Origin of the sequence: Streptococcus sp. oral taxon 061, from assembly GCF_964211575.1 — a bacterium.
Lineage (GTDB): Bacteria > Bacillota > Bacilli > Lactobacillales > Streptococcaceae > Streptococcus.
This window is the reverse complement of record NZ_CAXOQQ010000003.1, coordinates 12,102-31,307: the sequence shown is the minus strand read 5'-3', so window position 1 is coordinate 31,307 and position 19,206 is coordinate 12,102. Positions and strand designations below refer to the sequence as shown.

General features: G+C 40.6%; 19 protein-coding genes and 2 other annotated features. Of the genes, 3 read left to right on the top strand and 16 right to left on the bottom strand.

Annotated features, from left to right (window positions below):
* Positions 1–42: 42 nt before the first annotated feature.
* Positions 43–705: an A24 family peptidase gene (locus tag AB8E63_RS02945; protein WP_368909859.1), complete on the top strand. Its 663-nt coding sequence runs from the start codon at positions 43–45 to the stop codon at positions 703–705.
* Here the strand turns inward: AB8E63_RS02945 and trpA are convergent.
* The 12 genes from trpA to AB8E63_RS02885 all read right to left on the bottom strand — a co-directional run bounded on the left by trpA (position 674) and on the right by AB8E63_RS02885 (position 14,406).
* Entirely contained in the window at positions 674–1,456 is a 783-nt protein-coding gene (gene trpA / locus AB8E63_RS02940; RefSeq protein WP_368909858.1) for a tryptophan synthase subunit alpha, read from the bottom strand. The two genes, AB8E63_RS02945 and trpA, sit on opposite strands and share 32 nt — an antisense overlap.
* Positions 1,449–2,672 (bottom strand): tryptophan synthase subunit beta, encoded by a 1,224-nt coding sequence (gene trpB, locus AB8E63_RS02935; protein ID WP_368909857.1) that lies wholly within the window; start codon positions 2,670–2,672, stop codon positions 1,449–1,451. The genes trpA and trpB (AB8E63_RS02935) overlap by 8 nt, the downstream gene beginning before the upstream one ends.
* Positions 2,650–3,249 (bottom strand): phosphoribosylanthranilate isomerase, encoded by a 600-nt coding sequence (locus tag AB8E63_RS02930; RefSeq protein WP_368909856.1) that lies wholly within the window; start codon positions 3,247–3,249, stop codon positions 2,650–2,652. The genes trpB (AB8E63_RS02935) and AB8E63_RS02930 overlap by 23 nt, the downstream gene beginning before the upstream one ends.
* On the bottom strand, positions 3,236–4,003 hold the full coding sequence (trpC, locus tag AB8E63_RS02925) for an indole-3-glycerol phosphate synthase TrpC (protein WP_368909855.1): 768 nt from the start codon (positions 4,001–4,003) through the stop codon (positions 3,236–3,238). The genes AB8E63_RS02930 and trpC overlap by 14 nt, the downstream gene beginning before the upstream one ends.
* Complete coding sequence (trpD, locus tag AB8E63_RS02920; RefSeq protein WP_036759294.1) at positions 4,000–5,004, bottom strand: anthranilate phosphoribosyltransferase; 1,005 nt, start codon at positions 5,002–5,004, stop codon at positions 4,000–4,002. Before trpD ends, trpC begins: the two co-directional genes overlap by 4 nt.
* Positions 5,005–5,014: 10 nt before the next feature.
* Positions 5,015–5,581, bottom strand: coding sequence for an aminodeoxychorismate/anthranilate synthase component II (locus AB8E63_RS02915; RefSeq protein WP_045615265.1), 567 nt, complete (start codon positions 5,579–5,581; stop codon positions 5,015–5,017).
* Complete coding sequence (gene trpE / locus AB8E63_RS02910; RefSeq protein ID WP_368909854.1) at positions 5,578–6,939, bottom strand: anthranilate synthase component I; 1,362 nt, start codon at positions 6,937–6,939, stop codon at positions 5,578–5,580. Before trpE ends, AB8E63_RS02915 begins: the two co-directional genes overlap by 4 nt.
* 71 nt (positions 6,940–7,010) lie before the next feature.
* Positions 7,011–7,243, bottom strand: a binding site (T-box leader).
* Positions 7,234–8,412, bottom strand: a complete 1,179-nt coding sequence (gene trpB, locus AB8E63_RS02905; protein WP_368909853.1) for a tryptophan synthase subunit beta — start codon at positions 8,410–8,412, stop codon at positions 7,234–7,236. (Overlaps the previous feature by 10 nt.)
* A 160-nt stretch (positions 8,413–8,572) precedes the next feature.
* Positions 8,573–8,804: a binding site (T-box leader), on the bottom strand.
* 59 nt (positions 8,805–8,863) lie between these two features.
* The gene (locus tag AB8E63_RS02900; RefSeq protein ID WP_368909851.1) at positions 8,864–10,090 is read right to left on the bottom strand and encodes a DegT/DnrJ/EryC1/StrS family aminotransferase; all 1,227 of its coding nucleotides are present in this window, start codon (positions 10,088–10,090) and stop codon (positions 8,864–8,866) included.
* Between the two features lie 39 nt (positions 10,091–10,129).
* The gene (locus AB8E63_RS02895; protein ID WP_004251491.1) at positions 10,130–10,822 is read right to left on the bottom strand and encodes a sugar transferase; all 693 of its coding nucleotides are present in this window, start codon (positions 10,820–10,822) and stop codon (positions 10,130–10,132) included.
* 106 nt (positions 10,823–10,928) lie between these two features.
* Entirely contained in the window at positions 10,929–12,671 is a 1,743-nt protein-coding gene (locus AB8E63_RS02890; RefSeq protein ID WP_368909850.1) for an ABC transporter ATP-binding protein, read from the bottom strand.
* Complete coding sequence (locus tag AB8E63_RS02885) at positions 12,661–14,406, bottom strand: ABC transporter ATP-binding protein (protein ID WP_368909848.1); 1,746 nt, start codon at positions 14,404–14,406, stop codon at positions 12,661–12,663. Before AB8E63_RS02885 ends, AB8E63_RS02890 begins: the two co-directional genes overlap by 11 nt.
* A gap of 262 nt (positions 14,407–14,668) precedes the next feature.
* Here AB8E63_RS02885 and AB8E63_RS02880 point away from each other — a divergent pair, with 262 nt between their 5' ends.
* Positions 14,669–15,496 carry an exodeoxyribonuclease III gene (locus tag AB8E63_RS02880; RefSeq protein ID WP_006152698.1) on the top strand — a complete coding sequence of 276 codons (828 nt, stop codon included), beginning with the start codon at positions 14,669–14,671 and terminating at the stop codon, positions 15,494–15,496.
* 11 nt (positions 15,497–15,507) lie between these two features.
* Positions 15,508–15,894 (top strand): bleomycin resistance protein, encoded by a 387-nt coding sequence (locus AB8E63_RS02875; protein WP_368909847.1) that lies wholly within the window; start codon positions 15,508–15,510, stop codon positions 15,892–15,894.
* 100 nt (positions 15,895–15,994) lie between these two features.
* On the opposite strand, the gene AB8E63_RS02870 is transcribed toward AB8E63_RS02875, so the two are convergent.
* The 4 genes from AB8E63_RS02870 to AB8E63_RS02855 are packed head-to-tail and all read right to left on the bottom strand — an operon-like array spanning position 15,995 to position 19,167.
* On the bottom strand, positions 15,995–16,903 hold the full coding sequence (locus tag AB8E63_RS02870) for a type II restriction endonuclease (RefSeq protein ID WP_368909846.1): 909 nt from the start codon (positions 16,901–16,903) through the stop codon (positions 15,995–15,997).
* Between the two features lie 2 nt (positions 16,904–16,905).
* The gene (locus tag AB8E63_RS02865) at positions 16,906–17,529 is read right to left on the bottom strand and encodes a hypothetical protein (RefSeq protein WP_368909845.1); all 624 of its coding nucleotides are present in this window, start codon (positions 17,527–17,529) and stop codon (positions 16,906–16,908) included.
* On the bottom strand, positions 17,526–18,323 hold the full coding sequence (locus AB8E63_RS02860) for a site-specific DNA-methyltransferase (RefSeq protein ID WP_368909844.1): 798 nt from the start codon (positions 18,321–18,323) through the stop codon (positions 17,526–17,528). The genes AB8E63_RS02865 and AB8E63_RS02860 overlap by 4 nt, the downstream gene beginning before the upstream one ends.
* The gene (locus AB8E63_RS02855) at positions 18,313–19,167 is read right to left on the bottom strand and encodes a DNA adenine methylase (RefSeq protein ID WP_368909843.1); all 855 of its coding nucleotides are present in this window, start codon (positions 19,165–19,167) and stop codon (positions 18,313–18,315) included. The genes AB8E63_RS02860 and AB8E63_RS02855 overlap by 11 nt, the downstream gene beginning before the upstream one ends.
* Between the last annotated feature and the right edge of the window lie 39 nt (positions 19,168–19,206).

The window sequence follows — 19,206 nt, the reverse complement described above, 5'->3', positions numbered from 1 at the left end:
AACTATTATACTCTTTCTCTTATTTTTTCCGAATAAATAAGTATGATTCATCTTTACTTTTTTCTTGTTGGAACGATTCTTGCTTCCTTTCTAGGCTTGGTCATTGATCGCTTCCCTGAACAATCCATCGTCTTTCCTGCAAGTCACTGTGATTCTTGTCAGACTCGCTTGAGACCTCTGGATTTGATTCCAATTGTCTCTCAAGTAGTCCATCGCTTTCGCTGTCGCTATTGCAAGGTACGATATCCTTTCTGGTATGCTTTCTTTGAGTTAGGCTTTGGACTGCTCTTTTTAGCTTTTTCTTGGGAATTTCTAACTTTGAGTCAAGTCATCCTAATCACTGCTGGCTTAACTTTAGGAATTTATGACCTTCGACATCAAGAATACCCCTTAATCATCTGGCTAATATTTCACTTAATCCTCATGATTTGCTGTAGTTGGAATCTAATCATGGTTTTCTTCCTAGTTCTTGGAATCATTTCCCATGTTATTGATATTCGCATTGGGGCAGGTGATTTTCTATTTCTGTCTTCTTGTTCCCTAGTTTTTACACTTACAGAAATACTGATTCTCATTCAATTTGCTTCTACAACAGGCATTCTAGCCTTTCTCCTACTAAAGAAAAAGGAAAGACTTCCTTTTGTGCCTTTCCTCTTGCTGGCTGCTTGTATGATTATTTTTTGTAAGCTACTGCTTCTCGGATAAAGTCAGCGATTTCTGCTACTTGTCCTTCATGTAGAGCCTTAACAATCTTGGAACCGACGATGACGCCGTCTGATACTGCATTAAATCGTTCTACATCATCCTGTGTGGATACACCAAATCCTGTCAAGACCGGAATATCTGCCACTTGATGCAGTTGAGCCAAGTGCTTGTCCAAGTCATCTCGGTAATTACCTGCTTTCCCTGTCACCCCGTTAATAGCGACAGCATAGACAAAACCTTCAGCCTCTTCAATGAGTTCCTTTTGACGCTCAATTCCTGTCGTCAAGCTGACAAGTGGAATCAAAGCAATGTCTGTACGTACCAAGAAGGGCTCCACAAAATTAGCATGTTCATGAGGCAGATCTGGAATAATCAAACCTTTAACCGCTGTATCAGAAAGGTCTTTAACCAATTTCTCCACACCGTACTGAAAGAGGGGGTTAAAATAGGTCATGATGACAAGCGGGATTTCTGTTTCAATGGTTTTCAAGGTTTCAACCAAAGCCTGGGTAGAGGTTCTGCGATCTAGACTGCGCAAGCCTGCTTCTTCGATAACTGGACCATCTGCAACTGGGTCTGAGAAAGGAACTCCCACTTCAATAGCAGACACTCCCAAATCTTCTAAAAAGTGGATTGTTTCAGCAAGTCCATCCAAACCTTTTTCATGGTCTCCAGCCATGATATAGGGAACAAAAATTCCTTTTCCAGCTGCTTTTATAGCATTTAATTTTTCTGTTAAAGTCTTAGGCATGAACTTCTCCCTTCTTTGCTGCATCTGCTTCCAAGCGGTCTTTGACTTGAACCACATCCTTGTCTCCACGACCTGATAGGCAGACAATCATAGACTTATCTGGTCCAAGTTCTTTGGCTAATTTCACCGCAAAGGCGATGGCATGGCTGGACTCTAAAGCTGGGATAATTCCTTCTACACGAGACAAGAGTTGGAATCCTTCCAAGGCTTCCTCGTCTGTCACTGGTACATAGGTCGCACGTTTGATATCGTGGTAATGAGAATGTTCTGGACCGATACCAGGATAGTCCAAACCTGCTGAGATTGAGAAAGCTTCTAGGATTTGACCATGAGCATCTTGGAGCACATCCATGAGAGAGCCGTGGAGAACACCTGGACGACCCTTGGTCAAGGTTGCTGCGTGGTGCTCCGTATCCACACCTAGTCCTGCTGCTTCAGCTCCATACATAGCCACTGACTCATCTTCCACAAATGGATGGAAAAGTCCGATGGCATTAGAGCCACCACCAACACAGGCTACTAGGGCATCTGGTAAATTTTCACCTGTCAATTCACGGTACTGTTGTTTGGCTTCTCGACCGATAACACTTTGGAAGTCACGAACAATTTCTGGGAAAGGATGAGGTCCCAAGGCAGAACCAAGGATATAGTGGGTATCATCGATATTTGCAACCCAAGAACGAAGGGCTGCATTGACTGCATCCTTGAGCACGCGCGAACCATCAGTCACTGCCTCTACCCTAGCTCCTAAAAGCTCCATGCGGAAAACATTGAGGGCTTGGCGTTTGACATCTTCCTCGCCCATGTAGATGGTACATTCCATGTTAAAGAGTGCTGCAGCTGTTGCAGTTGCCACACCGTGCTGGCCAGCACCTGTTTCAGCGATAATTTTCTTTTTGCCCATACGTTTAGCGAGGAGAACTTGTCCCAATGCATTGTTAATCTTGTGAGCACCTGTATGGTTAAGGTCTTCGCGTTTAAGATAAATCTTGGCTCCGCCGATATGCTGGGTCAAGTTTTTTGCGTAGTATAGAGGAGTTTCGCGACCTACATACTGGCGCAAAAGTTGATTTAACTCCTCTTGGAAACTTGGATCTGCCTGACTTTCACGATAAGCCTCTTCTAACTCCAATACTGCTGTCATCAATGTTTCTGGGACAAAACGTCCACCGAATTTCCCGTAAAATCCATCTTTATTTGGTTCTTGATATGCCATTCTTTACCCTCTCTATAAATCTTCTAATCTTTTCATGATCTTTTTGTCCGTCTGTTTCTACTCCGCTTGATACATCTACTGCAAAGGGAGAGAAATGTTGAATTGTTCTTGCTACATTGTCCTCATTTAGCCCACCTGCGATGAAGAAAGGCTGGGCTAGTTTTGTCGTATCCAGTCGGCCCCAGTCAAAGGTTTGTCCACTCCCTGCAACAGGAGCGTCAAAGAGTAGATAGTCTGCCTGAGAATTGGGTACATGCCCCCCTTCATCGACCTGAACAGCCTGAATGCTGCCACAAGGTAAATTTTCAAATAGTTTATCTACTACCTGACCATGAACCTGCACCAAGTCCAAGCCAACCTTTTCAATCGCTTCTAGTAAGTCCGCCCGACTGGGTGAAACAAATACTCCAACCTTTTGAATATGGCTAGGAATAAACTTAGCCAGCTCTGCTGCTTGTTCCAAGGTCACCTGTCTTTTGCTAGGAGCAAAGACAAAACCAATATAGTCTGCTCCAGCTGACACAGCCGTTTTTACCGCTTCTATATTCGATAGTCCACAAATCTTAACCTTTGTCAATCTGCAACTCCTTGATTCTCTGGGCTACATCTTCTGCCTGCATGAGGGCTGTTCCTACTAAAATTCCGTTAAAGAATGGTGCTACTCGTTTTGCATCCTCCTCTGTAAAAATAGCAGATTCGGAAATGTAGAAGCAATCATCCTTGAAATATTTGGCCAAGTCTACACTGGTCTGCAAGTCAACTTCAAAGGTTGTTAAATTGCGATTGTTGACACCAATAATTTGAGCTCCAAGTCTATGAGCCACTTCCAGTTCAGCAAGATTATGAGTTTCCACCAAAACTTCTAGACCAAGATCTGTCGCGTAGTCGTAAAGCTCCTTGAGTCGTTTTTCAGATAAGGCCGCTACGATGAGTAAGATAACTGTTGCACCTGCATTGCGAGCACGGATGATTTGCTTTTCATCGATGATAAAGTCCTTGTTGAGCGTCGGAATCTCTACCTGACTGGAAATTTCCCGCAAATAATCCAAATGCCCTTTAAAGAAAACCTCATCTGTCAGAACAGAAATCATAACCGCGCCGTTAGCCTCGTAAGTCAGGGCCTGTTGTACGATATCCACATCAAGATTGATATCACCTAGACTTGGGCTTGCCTTTTTGACCTCAGCAATGATTTGCAAACGGTCTTGATGATTTTTTAAATATTCACTCAATCGATAAGTTTGACGCAAGGATTGAAGCTCCTCTCGCTCCATCTTTTCAACTTCACGCGCCTTTTGCTCTAGGATACGTGATAAAAATTCCTGACTCATCTTTGATACTCCTGTAATAGTCTGAGTTTTTCAAGGGCCTTACCACTGGCAATCACTTGACGTGCCAATTCAACTCCGTCCTTGATACTATCTGCTTTACCATTGGCGTAGAATCCTAGACCTGCATTTAAGACTGTTGTTTCCAAGAATGGACTTGGTTCGTTATTAAGAACACTGACAAGGATGGCTGCATTCTCATGAGCATTTCCACCACGAATGTCTTCAATAGCAATGCGTTCCATTCCCAAATCTTCTGGAGTAAAGGTTGATAAAGTAATTTCGCCATTTTCAAGAAGGGCAATGCTGGTAGTTCCATTCAAACCAGCTTCATCCAACCCTTCTGGACCAGCTACTACAATGGCACGTTTGCGACCCATGTTTTTCAAAACCTGAGCAGTACTTTCCAGAAGTTCCGGACGACTGATTCCTAGAAGCTGTGTTTCCAAAACCATTGGGTGAATGAGCGGACCTGTCAAATTCATGATGGTTGGAATTCCCAACTCCAAACGTGCTGGCATAATGTATTTCATGGCTGGGTGCATGTTTTTGGCAAAGAGAAAGACGATTCCTGTTTGGTCAAATACCTTACCCAATTGTGATGGTTTGAGATCAATATTGATTCCCAAAGCTTGCAAGACATCTGCTGACCCAGATTTAGAAGAAATAGAGCGATTTCCATGTTTGGCCATGTGGATTCCTCCACCTGCCAAAACAAAGGCTGCAGTTGTAGAAATGTTGAAGCTAAATGACTTATCTCCACCTGTACCACAATTATCCATAGCATCTTGAATATTTGTTGGAATGTGTTGAGCATGTCCTCTCATGACTTGAGCGAGGGCTGTTCTTTCTTCAGGTGTTTCTCCCTTCATCTTAAGGGCTAAAAGGAGTGAAGCGATTTGTGCTTCTGTCACTCGCCCTGTCACGATGCGTTCGATCACATCTGTCATTTCAACACTTGATAGGTCTTCAAAGTTTGCTAATTTTTCTATAATTTCTTTCATTTTGTGTTCCTCACTTTACAACTTTCTCGATAAAATTCTGAATAGAAGATAGGCCATCTGGCGTTCCAATACTTTCTGGATGATACTGCAAGCCATAAATTGGCAAGGTTTTGTGTTGAATCCCCATAATAGCTTGATCATCTGTCGAACGAGCTGTCACTTCAAACTCTTCTGGCATCTCTTCAATTAAAATACTATGGTAACGCATGACTGGACGATTGTCCTCAATTCCTTGATAGAGAACTGATGGAGTCTCAAATCGGATTTGACTTTGTTTACCGTGCATAACTTTAGGAGCCAAGCCCAACTTACCACCAAAGACTTCTGCAATGGCTTGGTGCCCCAAACAAATCCCTAGAATAGGTTTCTTACCTGCAAAATCACGAATCATTTCTTCCATTTTCCCAGCATCAGCTGGCCAACCTGGACCAGGAGAAAAGACCAGTCCATCTGCCTTTTCAGCATGTTCATAAAGATGTGGATCATCATTTCTCAAAACCTGAACTTCTGCGAAATTCCCGATATATTGAGCCAAGTTATAGGTAAATGAATCATAATTGTCAATCAATAAGATCATGGTCTTAGTTCTCCCATTCTAGTCATAGATTTAGCTTTGTTAATCGTTTCTTGGTATTCGTTCTGAGCGATGGAATCATAAACAATTCCTGCACCAGCCTGTACGTATGCTCTTTTATTTTTAAGAATCATGGTTCGAATAGCAATGGCGAAATCCATATCTCCAGTTGCTGATAAGTAACCGATAGCTCCTGCATATATGCCTCGCTTCTCTGTTTCTAGTTCATAGATGCGTTTCATGGCCCGAATCTTTGGTGCTCCCGATACTGTTCCTGCCGGAAGTGTCGCCTTCAAGGCATCCATGGCAGTCAGTTCTGGTAATAAACGTCCTTTAACCACGCTGGTCAAATGCATGACATAGCGGAAAAGTTCGACTTCCATATACTTAGTTACTTGGACACTTGCTGTTTCAGCAATTCTACCGATATCATTTCGTCCCAAATCCACCAACATTCGGTGTTCTGCCGTTTCCTTTTCATCAGAAAGTAGATCACTTGCAAGTGCTGCATCTTCCTCGTCATTGGCACCTCTAGGTCGTGTACCTGCAATTGGATTGGTTGTCACGATGCCATTCTTGACAGAAACCAAGCTCTCAGGACTGGCACCGATAATTTGATAATTTCCAAAATCATAAAAGTAGAGGTAATTTGATGGATTGGTCACTCGGAGATTTCTGTAAAAGTCAAAAGGATTTCCAGTGACCTCAGCAGAGAAACGTTGACTGAGTACACATTGGAACATATCTCCATTGCGAATCAAGTCACGAGCTGTTTCTACCATCTCTTCAAATTTCTGAGGTGCAATATGTGGTCTAAACTGAAGTGGAGAAACGTCCAAATCTTCAAATTCGTTTGGAGCAGGGATTTTCAATTCTTCTAAAACCTGATCTAAAGCCACTTCTAGTTCTTCATTACTACGTTCACTGTAGAGAGCATCCTCGATAACATGAATTTTTTCTTTCTTATGATCAAAAACTATGTAACTCTCATAGACGAAGAAATGCATATCTGGCGTCCCAATCGTATCTTGAGGGATTTGGCCAATCTCTTCATAGAGAGAAATCATATCGTAACCAACAAATCCAATAGCTCCACCACCAAAAGGTAGATCTGAATGGTGCTGACTCTTGTAAGTCACCTCATAAAGGAAATCCAAAGGATCACGATCAATCACCTGGCCATTTTGATAAAGGACTCCATTTTCAAACTTAATCTCAAAAACTGGGTTATAGGCCAAGATAGAAAAACGAGCATTTTCCTTTTCTCTTGGGATACTTTCAAGTATGACCTTGTGTTCTCCGTTCAAACGCATATAAGCCAAGATTGGTGATAAAACATCTCCATGAATGATTCGTTCCATTGTAATTTCCCTTTCAGTTCTTCTTAAATCCCGTGTTGATTCTACAAAAAATCCCCACGCAAAATAACTTGCGTGAGGACGAAATTCGCGGTGCCACCTCAATTATAGGATTTCTCCTATCTCTCATTCCTGTCTCAGATAGTTCCTGTAACAGGTTGTGCGATAAAGGGCACCCCCTTGAGAATTATGTTTTCTTCTCTCATTTTCAGATAGACCCAATCTTACAGCTTTCTCTGCTTGTTTTCAGCAACCACAAGCTCTCTGTGAGAGAAATCTCTGTATATTTTCCATCTTTTATTTTTTAGCTTCAAGGTAGTCTGCAATGGCAGCTACGTCCTTGTCTCCACGACCAGAGACATTGATGATGATAATCTCATCTTTACTTAGTTTTGGTGCGCGTTTGACTGCTTCAGCGATAGCATGTGAGCTTTCAATTGCAGGGATAATTCCTTCTGTTTTGCTTAATAAAAGCAAGGCTTGGACAGCTTCTTCGTCAGTCGCTGCAACATACTCTACACGACCAGAGTCTTTAAAGAAGGCATGTTCTGGTCCAACCCCTGGATAGTCCAAACCTGCTGAGATAGAGTAAACTGGCGCGAGCTCTCCATCTTCCTTAAAGACTGCATAGGTCTTCATTCCATCAACAATACCAACACTACCCTTGGTCATAGTTGCTGCGTGCATGTCTGTATCAACTCCGTGACCAGCAGCTTCTACTCCAACCAATTTTACTTCTTCATCAGCTACATACTGTGAAAAGGCACCGATGGCATTAGAACCACCACCCACACAGGCAATGACGTAGTCTGGCAGTCGTCCTTCTTTTTCCAAGATTTGACGACGTGATTCTTCACTGATGACTTTTTGAAATTCATGAACAATCGTTGGATAAGGGTGAGGGCCTACAGCAGAACCTAAAACGTAGAAGGCTTCAAGGTCATTCATCCATGCTCCAAAGGCTGCATCAACCGCATCCTTCAGGGTACGAGTTCCAGTTTCAACTGCGTGAACAGTTGCTCCCATCATCTCCATGCGGAAGACATTGAGACGTTGACGCTCCACATCTTCTGCCCCCATATAGACGTCACAAGCCATACCAAATTTGGCCGCAGCTGCAGCTGTCGCAACACCGTGCTGGCCAGCTCCTGTCTCAGCAATGACACGCTTTTTACCCATGCGTTTTGCTAGAAGGATTTGACCCAAAACATTATTAAGTTTGTGAGATCCAAGGTGGTTAAGGTCTTCACGCTTGAGATAAATCTTAGCTCCACCTAGGTGCTCTGTCAAGCTTTCAGCAAAATAGAGTGGTGTTTCGCGACCTGAATAATCCTTCAAGTAATGGCGAAACTCAGCTAAAAACTCTGGATCATCCTTGTATTTTTCAAAAGTCACTTCCAATTCATCTAGTAAAACCTGAATTGGTTCTGGTACAAAACTACCACCAAATTGTCCAAAATATCCTTTAGTTGTCATAAATTTTTCCTCCTTCTGTATGAATCCGGCTTTTTGTTTGCTTTTAGTAGTAGGCAAGAAGCTGTAGATAGAATTCAAGTTCATCAAAGCGACTTAACGCCCTAATAAAAGATATACAAAATGACGGATAGAAAAAGCCCACACACGGAATATATTTCCATGTGAGGGCGTTCGTAACGCGGTACCACCTCAATTGTAAAGAGAATATCCCCTTTACATCTCTGCCTTGTCTATCAACAAGTTGCACTGTAAGGTGTGCGCACCGAATTTTCATTGTTTCAAATTCATTTTTTCAAATCAGCCCAATTTCACTACTTCCAACCACCTGTTCACAGTAACCACAGGCTCCCTGAAGATCAAAAATAACTACTTTTCTGATTTGTTGAGTTAATTATATGTCATTGTTTTTTCTTTGTCAACCGTTTTCATTCATTTTTACTAATTTTTTTAATTATTTTTGTGAAGCGCCTAGAACTTCTTCGGAAACTCTGACAAAAGTTTCAATGATATAGTCTACTTCTTCATCTGTTAATTTCGTGTGAAGTGGCAGTGTAATTTCGTTTACAAAGAAGGCATAAGCTCGCGGATAATCTGCCATGTCAAACCCAAGATTCTTATAGGCTGTCAAAAGCGGAAGTGGTTTGTAGTGAACATTACTTGCAATTCCTGCCTTAGCCAATTCTTGAATGATTTGGTTGCGTTGTTCGAGACTAGCTCCTTCCACATAGGTAATGTAAAGGTGACGACAAGATTCAACAGTATCTGTCTCATGAGCCAATGGGTGAATACGAGTTCCTACAAATCCACGGTCATAGCGATCCACGATGTCCTTACGACGTTGTAATAAAGCAGGATAACGGTCCAACTGAACCAGACCAAGCGAAGCCATGATATCCGTCATGTTGCACTTGTAGGCTGGTGTTACGATATCGTATTCCCATGAACCCAGTTGCATCTTGGCAAGAGCATCTTTGGTTTGACCATGAAGAGATAGGATTTGGAATTCCTTGTACATTTCTTCATCGTCAATCGCTGGATTGGCTTTCCAGGTCGCACTTCCTCCCTCAGCAGTTGTAAAGTTCTTGACTGCATGGAAAGAGAATGATGTAAAGTCAGCAATTGAACCGGCTGGTTGTCCCTTGTAGGTTGAACCCAAAGCATGGGCACTATCAGAGACAATCACAATACGGTTAAAGGCCTTTTGCCACTTGCTAGCAGCTGTAAAGAGGTCGCGTTTCTTTTCTACAACTTGGAACAAACGGTCATAGTCACAGATAATCCCTGCTAGTTCTACTGGGATGATAACCTTAGTCTTCTCAGTAATTGCTTGTTCAAGCTTATCATAGTCCATTTCAAAGGTATCATCTTGGATATCAACCATCACTGGTGTCGCACCTACGTGAGTGATGACACTACATGAAGCTGTATAGGTCATAGCTGGAACGATGACTTCATCGCCAGGCCCCACTTCAAGCACGCGCAAGATTAATTCAAGAGCTGCTGTTGCAGAGTTGAGGCAGACTGTCTTGGGCGTTTGAGTATAGACGGACAGACGACGTTCTAGTTCTTTTGTCTTTGGACCTGTTGTAATCCATCCTGAACGGAGGGTATCAGCTACTTCAGCAATTTCAGCTTCGGTAATATCGGGTGGTGAAAATGGAATATTATACTTTGTCATTGATTTACTCCTTTTACTGTATTCACTCTTGTGACTACTTTATTTTAAAACTTCAACTACAGTCTGGAACATGATTTTGATATCTCCGAAGAAATTAAAATCACGTAGGTAGGCTAGGTTAAAGTGCATTTTCTCTGGAAGGACTCTTTCCACATAAGCCTGGTCAACTGTCATACCTTTTGCAGTCATTTGACTGATGATGGCATCCTCATCCTTATAGTTAATGCTGGCAAGCGATGTAATCCCCGCAGGTAAGAGCAAGGTAGCCATCATTTCAGGGCTATACTGCTCTGTGTAGCGTGGTACTTCTGGGCGTGTTCCTACAAAAGACATCTCTCCTTTGAGGACATTGACCAATTGCGGCAATTCATCCAAACGAACACGTCGAATGAAATTTCCAACTTTAGTGATGCGACTGTCATTTGCAGAAGTTACTAGACTTCCTTTTTTATCAGCATCCGTCACCATGGTCCGGAATTTCCAAATCTTGAAATGACGGTTGTACTGGGTTACCCGCACTTGCTTGTAAATAACTGGACCCTTGCTATCTAGCTTGATCCAGATGCTTAGAATCAGAAATAAAGGGGAGGTCAAGATTAACAAGACTACGGCTAGAAACAAATCTAGACAACGCTTAAAAATCAGTGAGCCTTTTCTTCTAGACACAAGCTGGTAGTATGGTTTTACCTCGCTCAATTGCATTTCTTGAGGTAGTTCATCCCATTTCAGCATGCACATTCTCCTCTGTTTTTTATATATAATCTTTATTAACATTCTACATTATACCACAAAATGAACGAGGCAGTGCAAGAAATCTATGTTTTAAAGGAATTCTTCCTTAGGAAAGAGCCCCTGCCTGCAAACTATACATCTTGTGATAGGTTCCACCCAATGCTAGGAGTTCCTCGTGAGTTCCACTTTCGATGATACGTCCCTTATCAAGAACATAGATACAATTAGCATCTTGAATGGTAGAAAGGCGATGGGCGATGGCAATGGTTGTCCGACCTTGTCTCATCTTAGCTAGGGAATTTTGGACCAGAGCTTCTGTTTCAGAGTCGATATTGGCTGTCGCTTCATCCAAAATCAGAATTTTAGGTTGACTGGCAACAGTTCTAGCAAAGGCAAGAAGCTGACGTTGACCAGTTGAAAAACTAGAACCACGCTCAGATACAGGAGCATCATAACCTAAAGGGAGATCTTGAATGAAGGAATCTGCATCAACAAATTCTGCTGCTATCTTAACCTGGTCATCGCTGATATCTTGGTACATAGCGATATTGGACTTAATGGTCCCATGATAGAGGAAGGGGTCCTGTAGAACCAAACCGATGTTTTTTCTCAGCTCCTCTTGACTATACTCTCGAATATCCACACCATCTAGTAGTACCCGACCTGACTGGAATTCATAAAAGCGCATGAGAACATTGATGATAGAAGATTTTCCCGATCCTGTATGTCCAACAAAGGCAATGGTTTCACCTTTATTGACAGTAAAGGAAATATCATCGAGAATTTGGTGTTTTCCATCATAAGAGAAGGACACATGCTCAAAGCGAATATTTCCTTCTTGAATCTTGGATTGGCCATTTTCTTGGACCGGTTCATAGTTGGACTCATCGATCAGTGCAAAGACACGACCTGCTGACACCATGGATGTCTGAAGAGTAGAAAAGTTTTGCGTTACCTCAATGAGAGGATCAAAGAGACGATTGATGTACTGGATAAAGGCATACATGGTCCCTGCCGTTATGCCTAAATAGAGACCACGATAGCCGAAGTAGGCCATCAAAACCGCATATCCCAACAGCTTCAACAAACTCATAGCTGGACGTAAAAAGAGAGAATCCAAGGCTACTGAACGGTTAGCGTAGACTAGGTGTTCCTGGTTTATCTCATCAAACTCTTCTTGCAGGCGTTTTTCTTGGTTAAAGGCTTGAATAATACGAATTCCTTCGATATTTTCTGCCAGCTGACTGTTAATATCTGACAGTAGACTTCTGGTTTTTTCAATGACCTTGACCGATTTTTTACGGTAGAGATTGACCAAAAGGAAAATCAAAGGCAGAAAGAGCAAGACTAAAGCAGTCAGTCGATAGTCCAGAACTAACATGGTATAAAGGGTCGTCACGAATATAAAGACAGCCGAGATAAAGCTAGATAAGATTCCCGAAAACATATCACTGATAGTCTCGGTGTCATTTGTCAAACGAGAGACAATAGAGCCTGCAGGCGTTTTATCAAAGTAAGACATGCCTAGCTTCTCCATATTGGCAAAGGCATCACGTCGGATATCTCTAACGATGCTGTAGGACACGCGCGCAAAGAGGAGATTTCCCACATATTGGACAATCGTTTGAAGAATGTAGAGACCATAGTAAACTAGCAAAACTGTAACAGCAAGCTGATTGAGATTGTTTAGATACTGGTCGATAAAGTGAGAAGCTACCAGGGGGATAATACTCTTAACAACAGTCGTCGCGAGGAGAAAAGCCAGGGCTAAAAAGGTTAGGAGACTATAGTGCTTAAGATAAGACAACAAGCGCTTCAATACAGCCCATTGTTCTTGTTTATTCCGCATCTTCTTCTCCTTTCATTTCTAACTGTTGGGACTGGTAGGTCTGGGCATACCAACCATCCAAGGCTAGTAAGTCTTCATGCCTACCTCGTTCAATAATGCGACCATCCTGCATGACCAAAATCAAATCTGCATGAACAACTGCACTGAGACGATGGGCAGTGATGATAGTCGTTTTATCTTTGCGAGTTTCCTTGAGATTATCGATGATCGCGAACTCTGTCTTAGCATCCACTGCTGACAAGGAATCATCTAAAATCAAGATATCAGGATTTAAAATCATAGCCCGACTCATTGCCAGACGCTGCTTTTGCCCACCAGATAGACTGACACCTTTTTCCCCGATAACTGTATCAAATCCCTCAGGCATGGCTTGAATGTCTTGATAGACTTGAGCCAACTGAGTCGCTTCTTCTACTGCAGAGAAAGGTAGGTCGGGATTTCCAAAACAAATATTCTCTAAGATGGAACTAGCAAAGAGAAATTGGTCCTGTGGGACGTATCCCATCAAACTTCGTAAGTCAGCTAGTCGATAGTCACGAATGTCATGACCATTTAGATAAATAGCTCCTTGGTCAACGTCATACTCACGTAGGAGCAATTTAATCAAAGCAGTTTTCCCTGAACCAGTCTGCCCAACCAAGCCCAAGGTTTGCCCTTTTTCGAGGCTAAAATGTATATCTCTCAGCGTCTCTTCGTCTTCAAAGGCAAAACGATCAATGGCATAGTCTAAGCGCCCATTTTCAATCCCGTCAAGTGGAGATTCTGGATCTTTGACAGGTGATTCTTGAGACAAAAGACTCTCAATTCGTTGATAAGAAACCTTCCCTCTTTGAGTAATATTAAAGAGGAATCCAATCGCCATTAAGGGCCAGACCAACATATCCAAGTAAGAGATAAAGGTGACTAGATTTCCGACAGTTACCTGCCCTGCTTGCACCATAAAGGCACCGACTAAGAGAGTTAAGGCATAAGAAGAACCAACAAAGAGTAGAACCATGGGGTCAAAGAGACCATCATATTTCATGGTTTGCAGATTCTTTTGGAAGGTCAAATCATTGACTTCCTGGAAAGATGCCAATTCATCAGACTGATAGCCAAAGGACTTGGTTACCTTGATACCTGATACAGATTCTTGAACCTTATTGTTGAGTTCAGAAAAGGCTGCTTGTGATTCTCCGAAAGCCTTATGGGTCTTTCTCCCCAGACGACTAGTCGCATAGGCCATAAATGGTAAGGGAAGAATAGCAACCAAGGTCATCTGCCACGAGATGCTAAAGAGCATAGTTAGTAAAGTCACCAAGGCTGTTATGGAAGCATCTACCGCAGACATGACACCTCCACCAGCTAAACGAGTCAGGGCATTGATATCATTGGTTGCGTGAGCCATCAAATCCCCTGTTCGATAATTCTGATAAAAAGCAGGCGACATTTTTGTAAAGTGCTCAAATAGTCTTGAACGCATGATTTGTCCAAGTCGGTAGGAGGTTCCTAGGATATACATGCGCCAAACGTAACGCAGATAGTACATCCCGAAAGCTGCCAGCAGGAGATAAAAGAGATGACGTAGGAGCTCATCTTGTGTTAATCGTCCCGAAGTAATGGCATCAATCACGCGCCCCATGACCATAGGTGGGATAAGGTTTAGTACAGAAACCAAAACCAAAGCTACGATTCCAACTAGGTAACGGCGTTTTTCTAATTTAAAAAACCACCAGAGTTTTTGGATGATGGACATAAAATTCCTTTCTAATGACAAATGGAAACCTGAGGCGACTGCCTCAGGTTTTTCCTATTCATAGGTGATGACACTAACTTAAACTTTGTCATATTCAGCGATAAAGATACTCAAAGGAGTAACATTTCATTTATTTTCAATCTTTTACATAAATCATTCTTTATTATATAGGAATGACCTTGATTTTTCAAACTATACGCTGGGGAATTGCTTCTTTTTCTGGTATAATATTGTCTATAATCTGAATGAAAAGGTAAACATTATGAAATTGATCTCATGGAATATTGATTCCCTCAATGCAGCATTGACAAGTGATTCTGCGCGTGCGAAATTATCACAAGACGTCCTCCAAACCTTGGTAGCCGAAGATGCCGATATTATCGCTATCCAAGAAACCAAGCTTTCAGCTACAGGGCCTACTAAAAAACACCTCGAGGTGTTAGAAGAACTCTTCCCTGGATATGAAAATACTTGGCGTTCCTCTCAAGAGCCTGCTCGTAAAGGCTATGCTGGAACCATGTTCCTCTATAAGAAAGAACTGACTCCAACTATCAGCTTCCCAGAAATCGGTGCTCCTTCTACCATGGACTCTGAAGGCCGTATCATTACCCTAGAATTTGATACATTTTTCGTGACTCAAGTATACACTCCTAATGCTGGAGATGGCCTCAAACGCTTGGAAGAACGTCAAGTCTGGGATGTCAAATATGCGGAGTACTTGGCTCAACTAGACAAACAAAAACCTGTCCTAGCAACCGGAGACTACAATGTTGCCCACAAGGAAATTGACCTTGCAAACCCAGCCAGCAACCGCCGTTCACCAGGATTTACAGACGAAGAGCGTGAAGGATTTACAAACCTTTTAGCCAAAGGATTTACAGATACCTTCCGCCATATCCATGGCGATGTGCCAGAACGCTATACTTGGTGGGCACAACGGAGCAAGACTTCAAAAATCAACAACACAGGCTGGAGAATCGACTACTGGCTCACAAGTAACCGTGTAGCAGACAAGGTTACCAAGTCAGACATGATTGACTCAGGCGCACGCCAAGACCATACACCAATTGTCTTGGAGATTGAGCTCTAAGGAGAAAGCTAATGGACTATCAAGCTGTCATTCCTGAATTTGTAGTATCTGACCTCGAAAAGTCACGCCACTTCTACTGCGACTTGCTGGGATTTTCTGTCGAATACGAGCGTCCAGAGGAGAAATTTCTCTTCCTCTCGCTTGAAGACTGCCAACTTATGCTAGAAGAAGGCAACGCAGAAGAATTATCCCAACTGACTTATCCTTTCGGTTGTGGAGTCAATATCTCCTTTGGCATAAAGGATGTTCCTAGACTCTATCAGAAAGTAATCGAGTCTAACTATCCTATTCATCGTCCTTTGACTAAAAGAGAATTTCGGGTTGGTGAACAATATATCTACCCTCATGAATTTGCAGTTCTAGACCCAGATGGCTATTTTTTAAGATTTAGTGAATAGAATAATAAAGCATTAGAGTGGGAAAGTAATAAGAAAAAGAGGCATGTGCCTCTTTTTCTTATTTCTTTTGTCACTTACCTAATTTTAAAGTTCAACAAGTCTATTGTCGAAACAATTCAGATAAAAATCCTTCTCTCAACATTTCTAAGTTAAACACATTAGTAATATGACTAAATGCTTCTGCTAATGGTAAGTGTGCAGTTTTCCATCCTTGACCATCCGTAACCCATACAAATTCAACAGCATCATCTGATGTGACCACGAATTGACTAAGTTCAGTAAATTCACCAGCTACTGCTTTTAATTTACTTCCTCCTCCACCATAGTAATTTGTTTCAATCAGCCAAACCTTATGTTTTTCTCGGGAATAAACTGCAACATCAAATCTTCTCTCAGATTTATCAACAGGTACTTTAATTCCCCACTTATCCTTAATAAATTGGGCTGTAGCTTGAGATTTCCATTCCAATTTTTGTTCCTGAGAAATTTTTGCTACATGTCTCTCTAAAATCCCCTCCATGGTTGTTCCACTTCGGTTTTTTCGTGCATTGCTATCTAATCCAGTCTCTACTCCATAAACATAATCAACTAATGAACGATTAGCATGTTGTTGTAAAAAATTTAATAAACCAGATTGCTCGATAAATTTCAAGTAATCATCTATTCTACTAGTGTCTATCGTTTTGAAATCCAATTGCTCAAAAGACATATTATCATCATTGTCTATTGTAAGAATATCTAAAACTCTATCACGACTTGCAATTAGGCTAGGAATTGCTTTTAACAAATTAGGTTGTTTAGTGAATAAACGTAAAGCTTCTGAATAAATATCATCTTTACCAATTAAGTAGTTCAAAGTATTCAATTCTAATTCATACTTCTTTGTCTCACGGTCAACTTTCTTCCAATTCACATAATACTCTGGAGTTCTATTGGTAATTGATAATGATTCTAAGAAAATCGTTAACCTTTCTTGTGGGGATTTTATTAAATAATTTTTAAAATTCATAATTAATTTTCCTCTTGTTTAGGTAATGGTAAGCCAATCGCATCTAATGGAATATAATTAAAATAATATTTACATCCAACACTAATAATATAATCTAAAGTATCTTTATAACGAGGATTTTTAAACCAATCTTTATCCAATAAATAAGAATAGCAAACTTCTTTATTTAACGGAGAAAAGAGTTTTTTATATTGTTTTAATTTAAAATCACATGTTTGCAACTTTTCATCTACACTTCCTCCACCACTCTGTGTTTTTTTCTCTATGATATATACAGTATTCTTACTAATAACAAAGATTGCTTCATCAGGCAATAATTTGGCGGATATGATTTTAGTATAATCAAAATCATCAATCTCATCAAAATAGCGATATAGGCCGTCTTTTTGGAAAATCTGTCCAACTTCTTCTCCTAAAAAATCGATTCTCCATCTCATTGGTTTTGAACGTTTTTTCGTTCCTTTGATAATTTTTGCCTTTTCACCCTTCCCCTGTCTCTTTGTATCAAGGTCAATATTTTTAATACTATAACCTGATTGTTTGGATAAAAATGTAGGGAAATCCGTTTGTATTTCAAAAGCTAAACCTGTTTTAGTGTTTGCTCCTCCAATGCCACCCTTTTTCATTGTGTATATTCCAACCTCTTCTTTGCAATTTTCAAATATTCTTTTTCAGCATCAATGCCTATAAATCTTCTACCTAAGCGTTTAGCAACTACTCCAGTTGTTCCACTTCCTACAAACGGGTCTAAAATATAGTCACCTTCTTTAGTAGAAGCCAAAATTATACGTTCCAATAAATATTCTGGTTTTTGTGTTGGATGCTTGCCAGCCCATTTCTCAGCTTTTTTCGTCAATGAACCTGTCCAAACATCTTTCATTTGCTTACCATCATTTAGCTCTTTCATCAAATCGTAATTGTAATAATGACGAGCTTTTTTATCATTTTTTCTTGCCCATAAAATAGTTTCAGTAGAATGAGTAAAATAACGACAGGATAAATTGGGTGCAGGGTTTGTTTTCTGCCAAGTAATATTATTTAGAATTTTAAAACCTTCTTGCTCTAATGACATTCCAACTGAGTAAATATTATGCAAACTCCCTGAAATCCATATAGTCCCATTAGGCTTCAAAACTTCTTTTGCTAAACGAATCCATCTGCGGTTGAACTCATGCTTTTCCTCAAATGAAGAAATCTTGTCCCAATCTCCTTTATCAACGGAAACAACTTGTCCCCCCGAATTAGATATCCCACCATTACTTAAAAAATATGGCGGGTCCGCAAAGATCATATCCATACTCTCTGGTTTCATTTTTGATAATAATTTAAACGTATCTGCATGAACAAGAATCATTTTGTCTTTATTATAGTATGGTTTTGTCATTAAAACACCCCCATACTTATATTCGTTAATTTTCATAATTTGTGACTATAATTTCAGAAATTTTTCCTCGACTGGAAGATTTAGCTCCATTTGTTCGTGTAGCCTCTACATAATGGATATTAAAATCTCGATATAATTCCTCTACTAAATGACTCGATGAATTTGACAACATTACATAAGCGCCTGCATCACTTAGTCTCCTAAATGTATCTCTTAATCTAACTTGGTCCTCATAAGAAAAACCTTCATGAGTATACGATGTAAAAGCGCTTGTCTCAGATAATGGAATATAAGGAGGATCGAAATAGATAAAATCACCTTCTTTAACATCTAAGAGTGCATCCTCAAAATCGCCTGTTCTAATCTCTATTTGATTTTTATTTAGAAAATTTGAAATAACAGATATCAACTCTTCATCAACAATTTTAGGATTTTTATAGCTACCGTATGGTACATTAAATTGATTTTTAGAATTCACTCGATATAAGCCATTAAAATCGACTCTTAGCATATATAGAATTCGAGCAGCTCTTTGGACATCGGACATATTGTTTATTCTATCATCACGATCAGCTGAGCGTAATTGTAAGTAATAATCTTTTGAATTATTTTCTTGATGATACTTCAATAAGTCAATTAACTCCTGAGGATTATCCTTAATTTGTTGATAACAGTTGATTAACTCGGCATTATAATCATTAATAACAGCCCTTTCAGGAGCTAAATCAAAAAATAATGCCCCCCCTCCGATAAAAGGTTCATAATAATCATTATACGTTTCAGGCATAAGTTCTTTTATGATAGGTAATAATTGTCGTTTACCGCCTGTCCATTTAGTGAATGGTTGTAGAATAACTTTTTTCGTTTGTTCAATATTCATACTTATTATTATACCACATATAAGTAACCATTAGCTTGG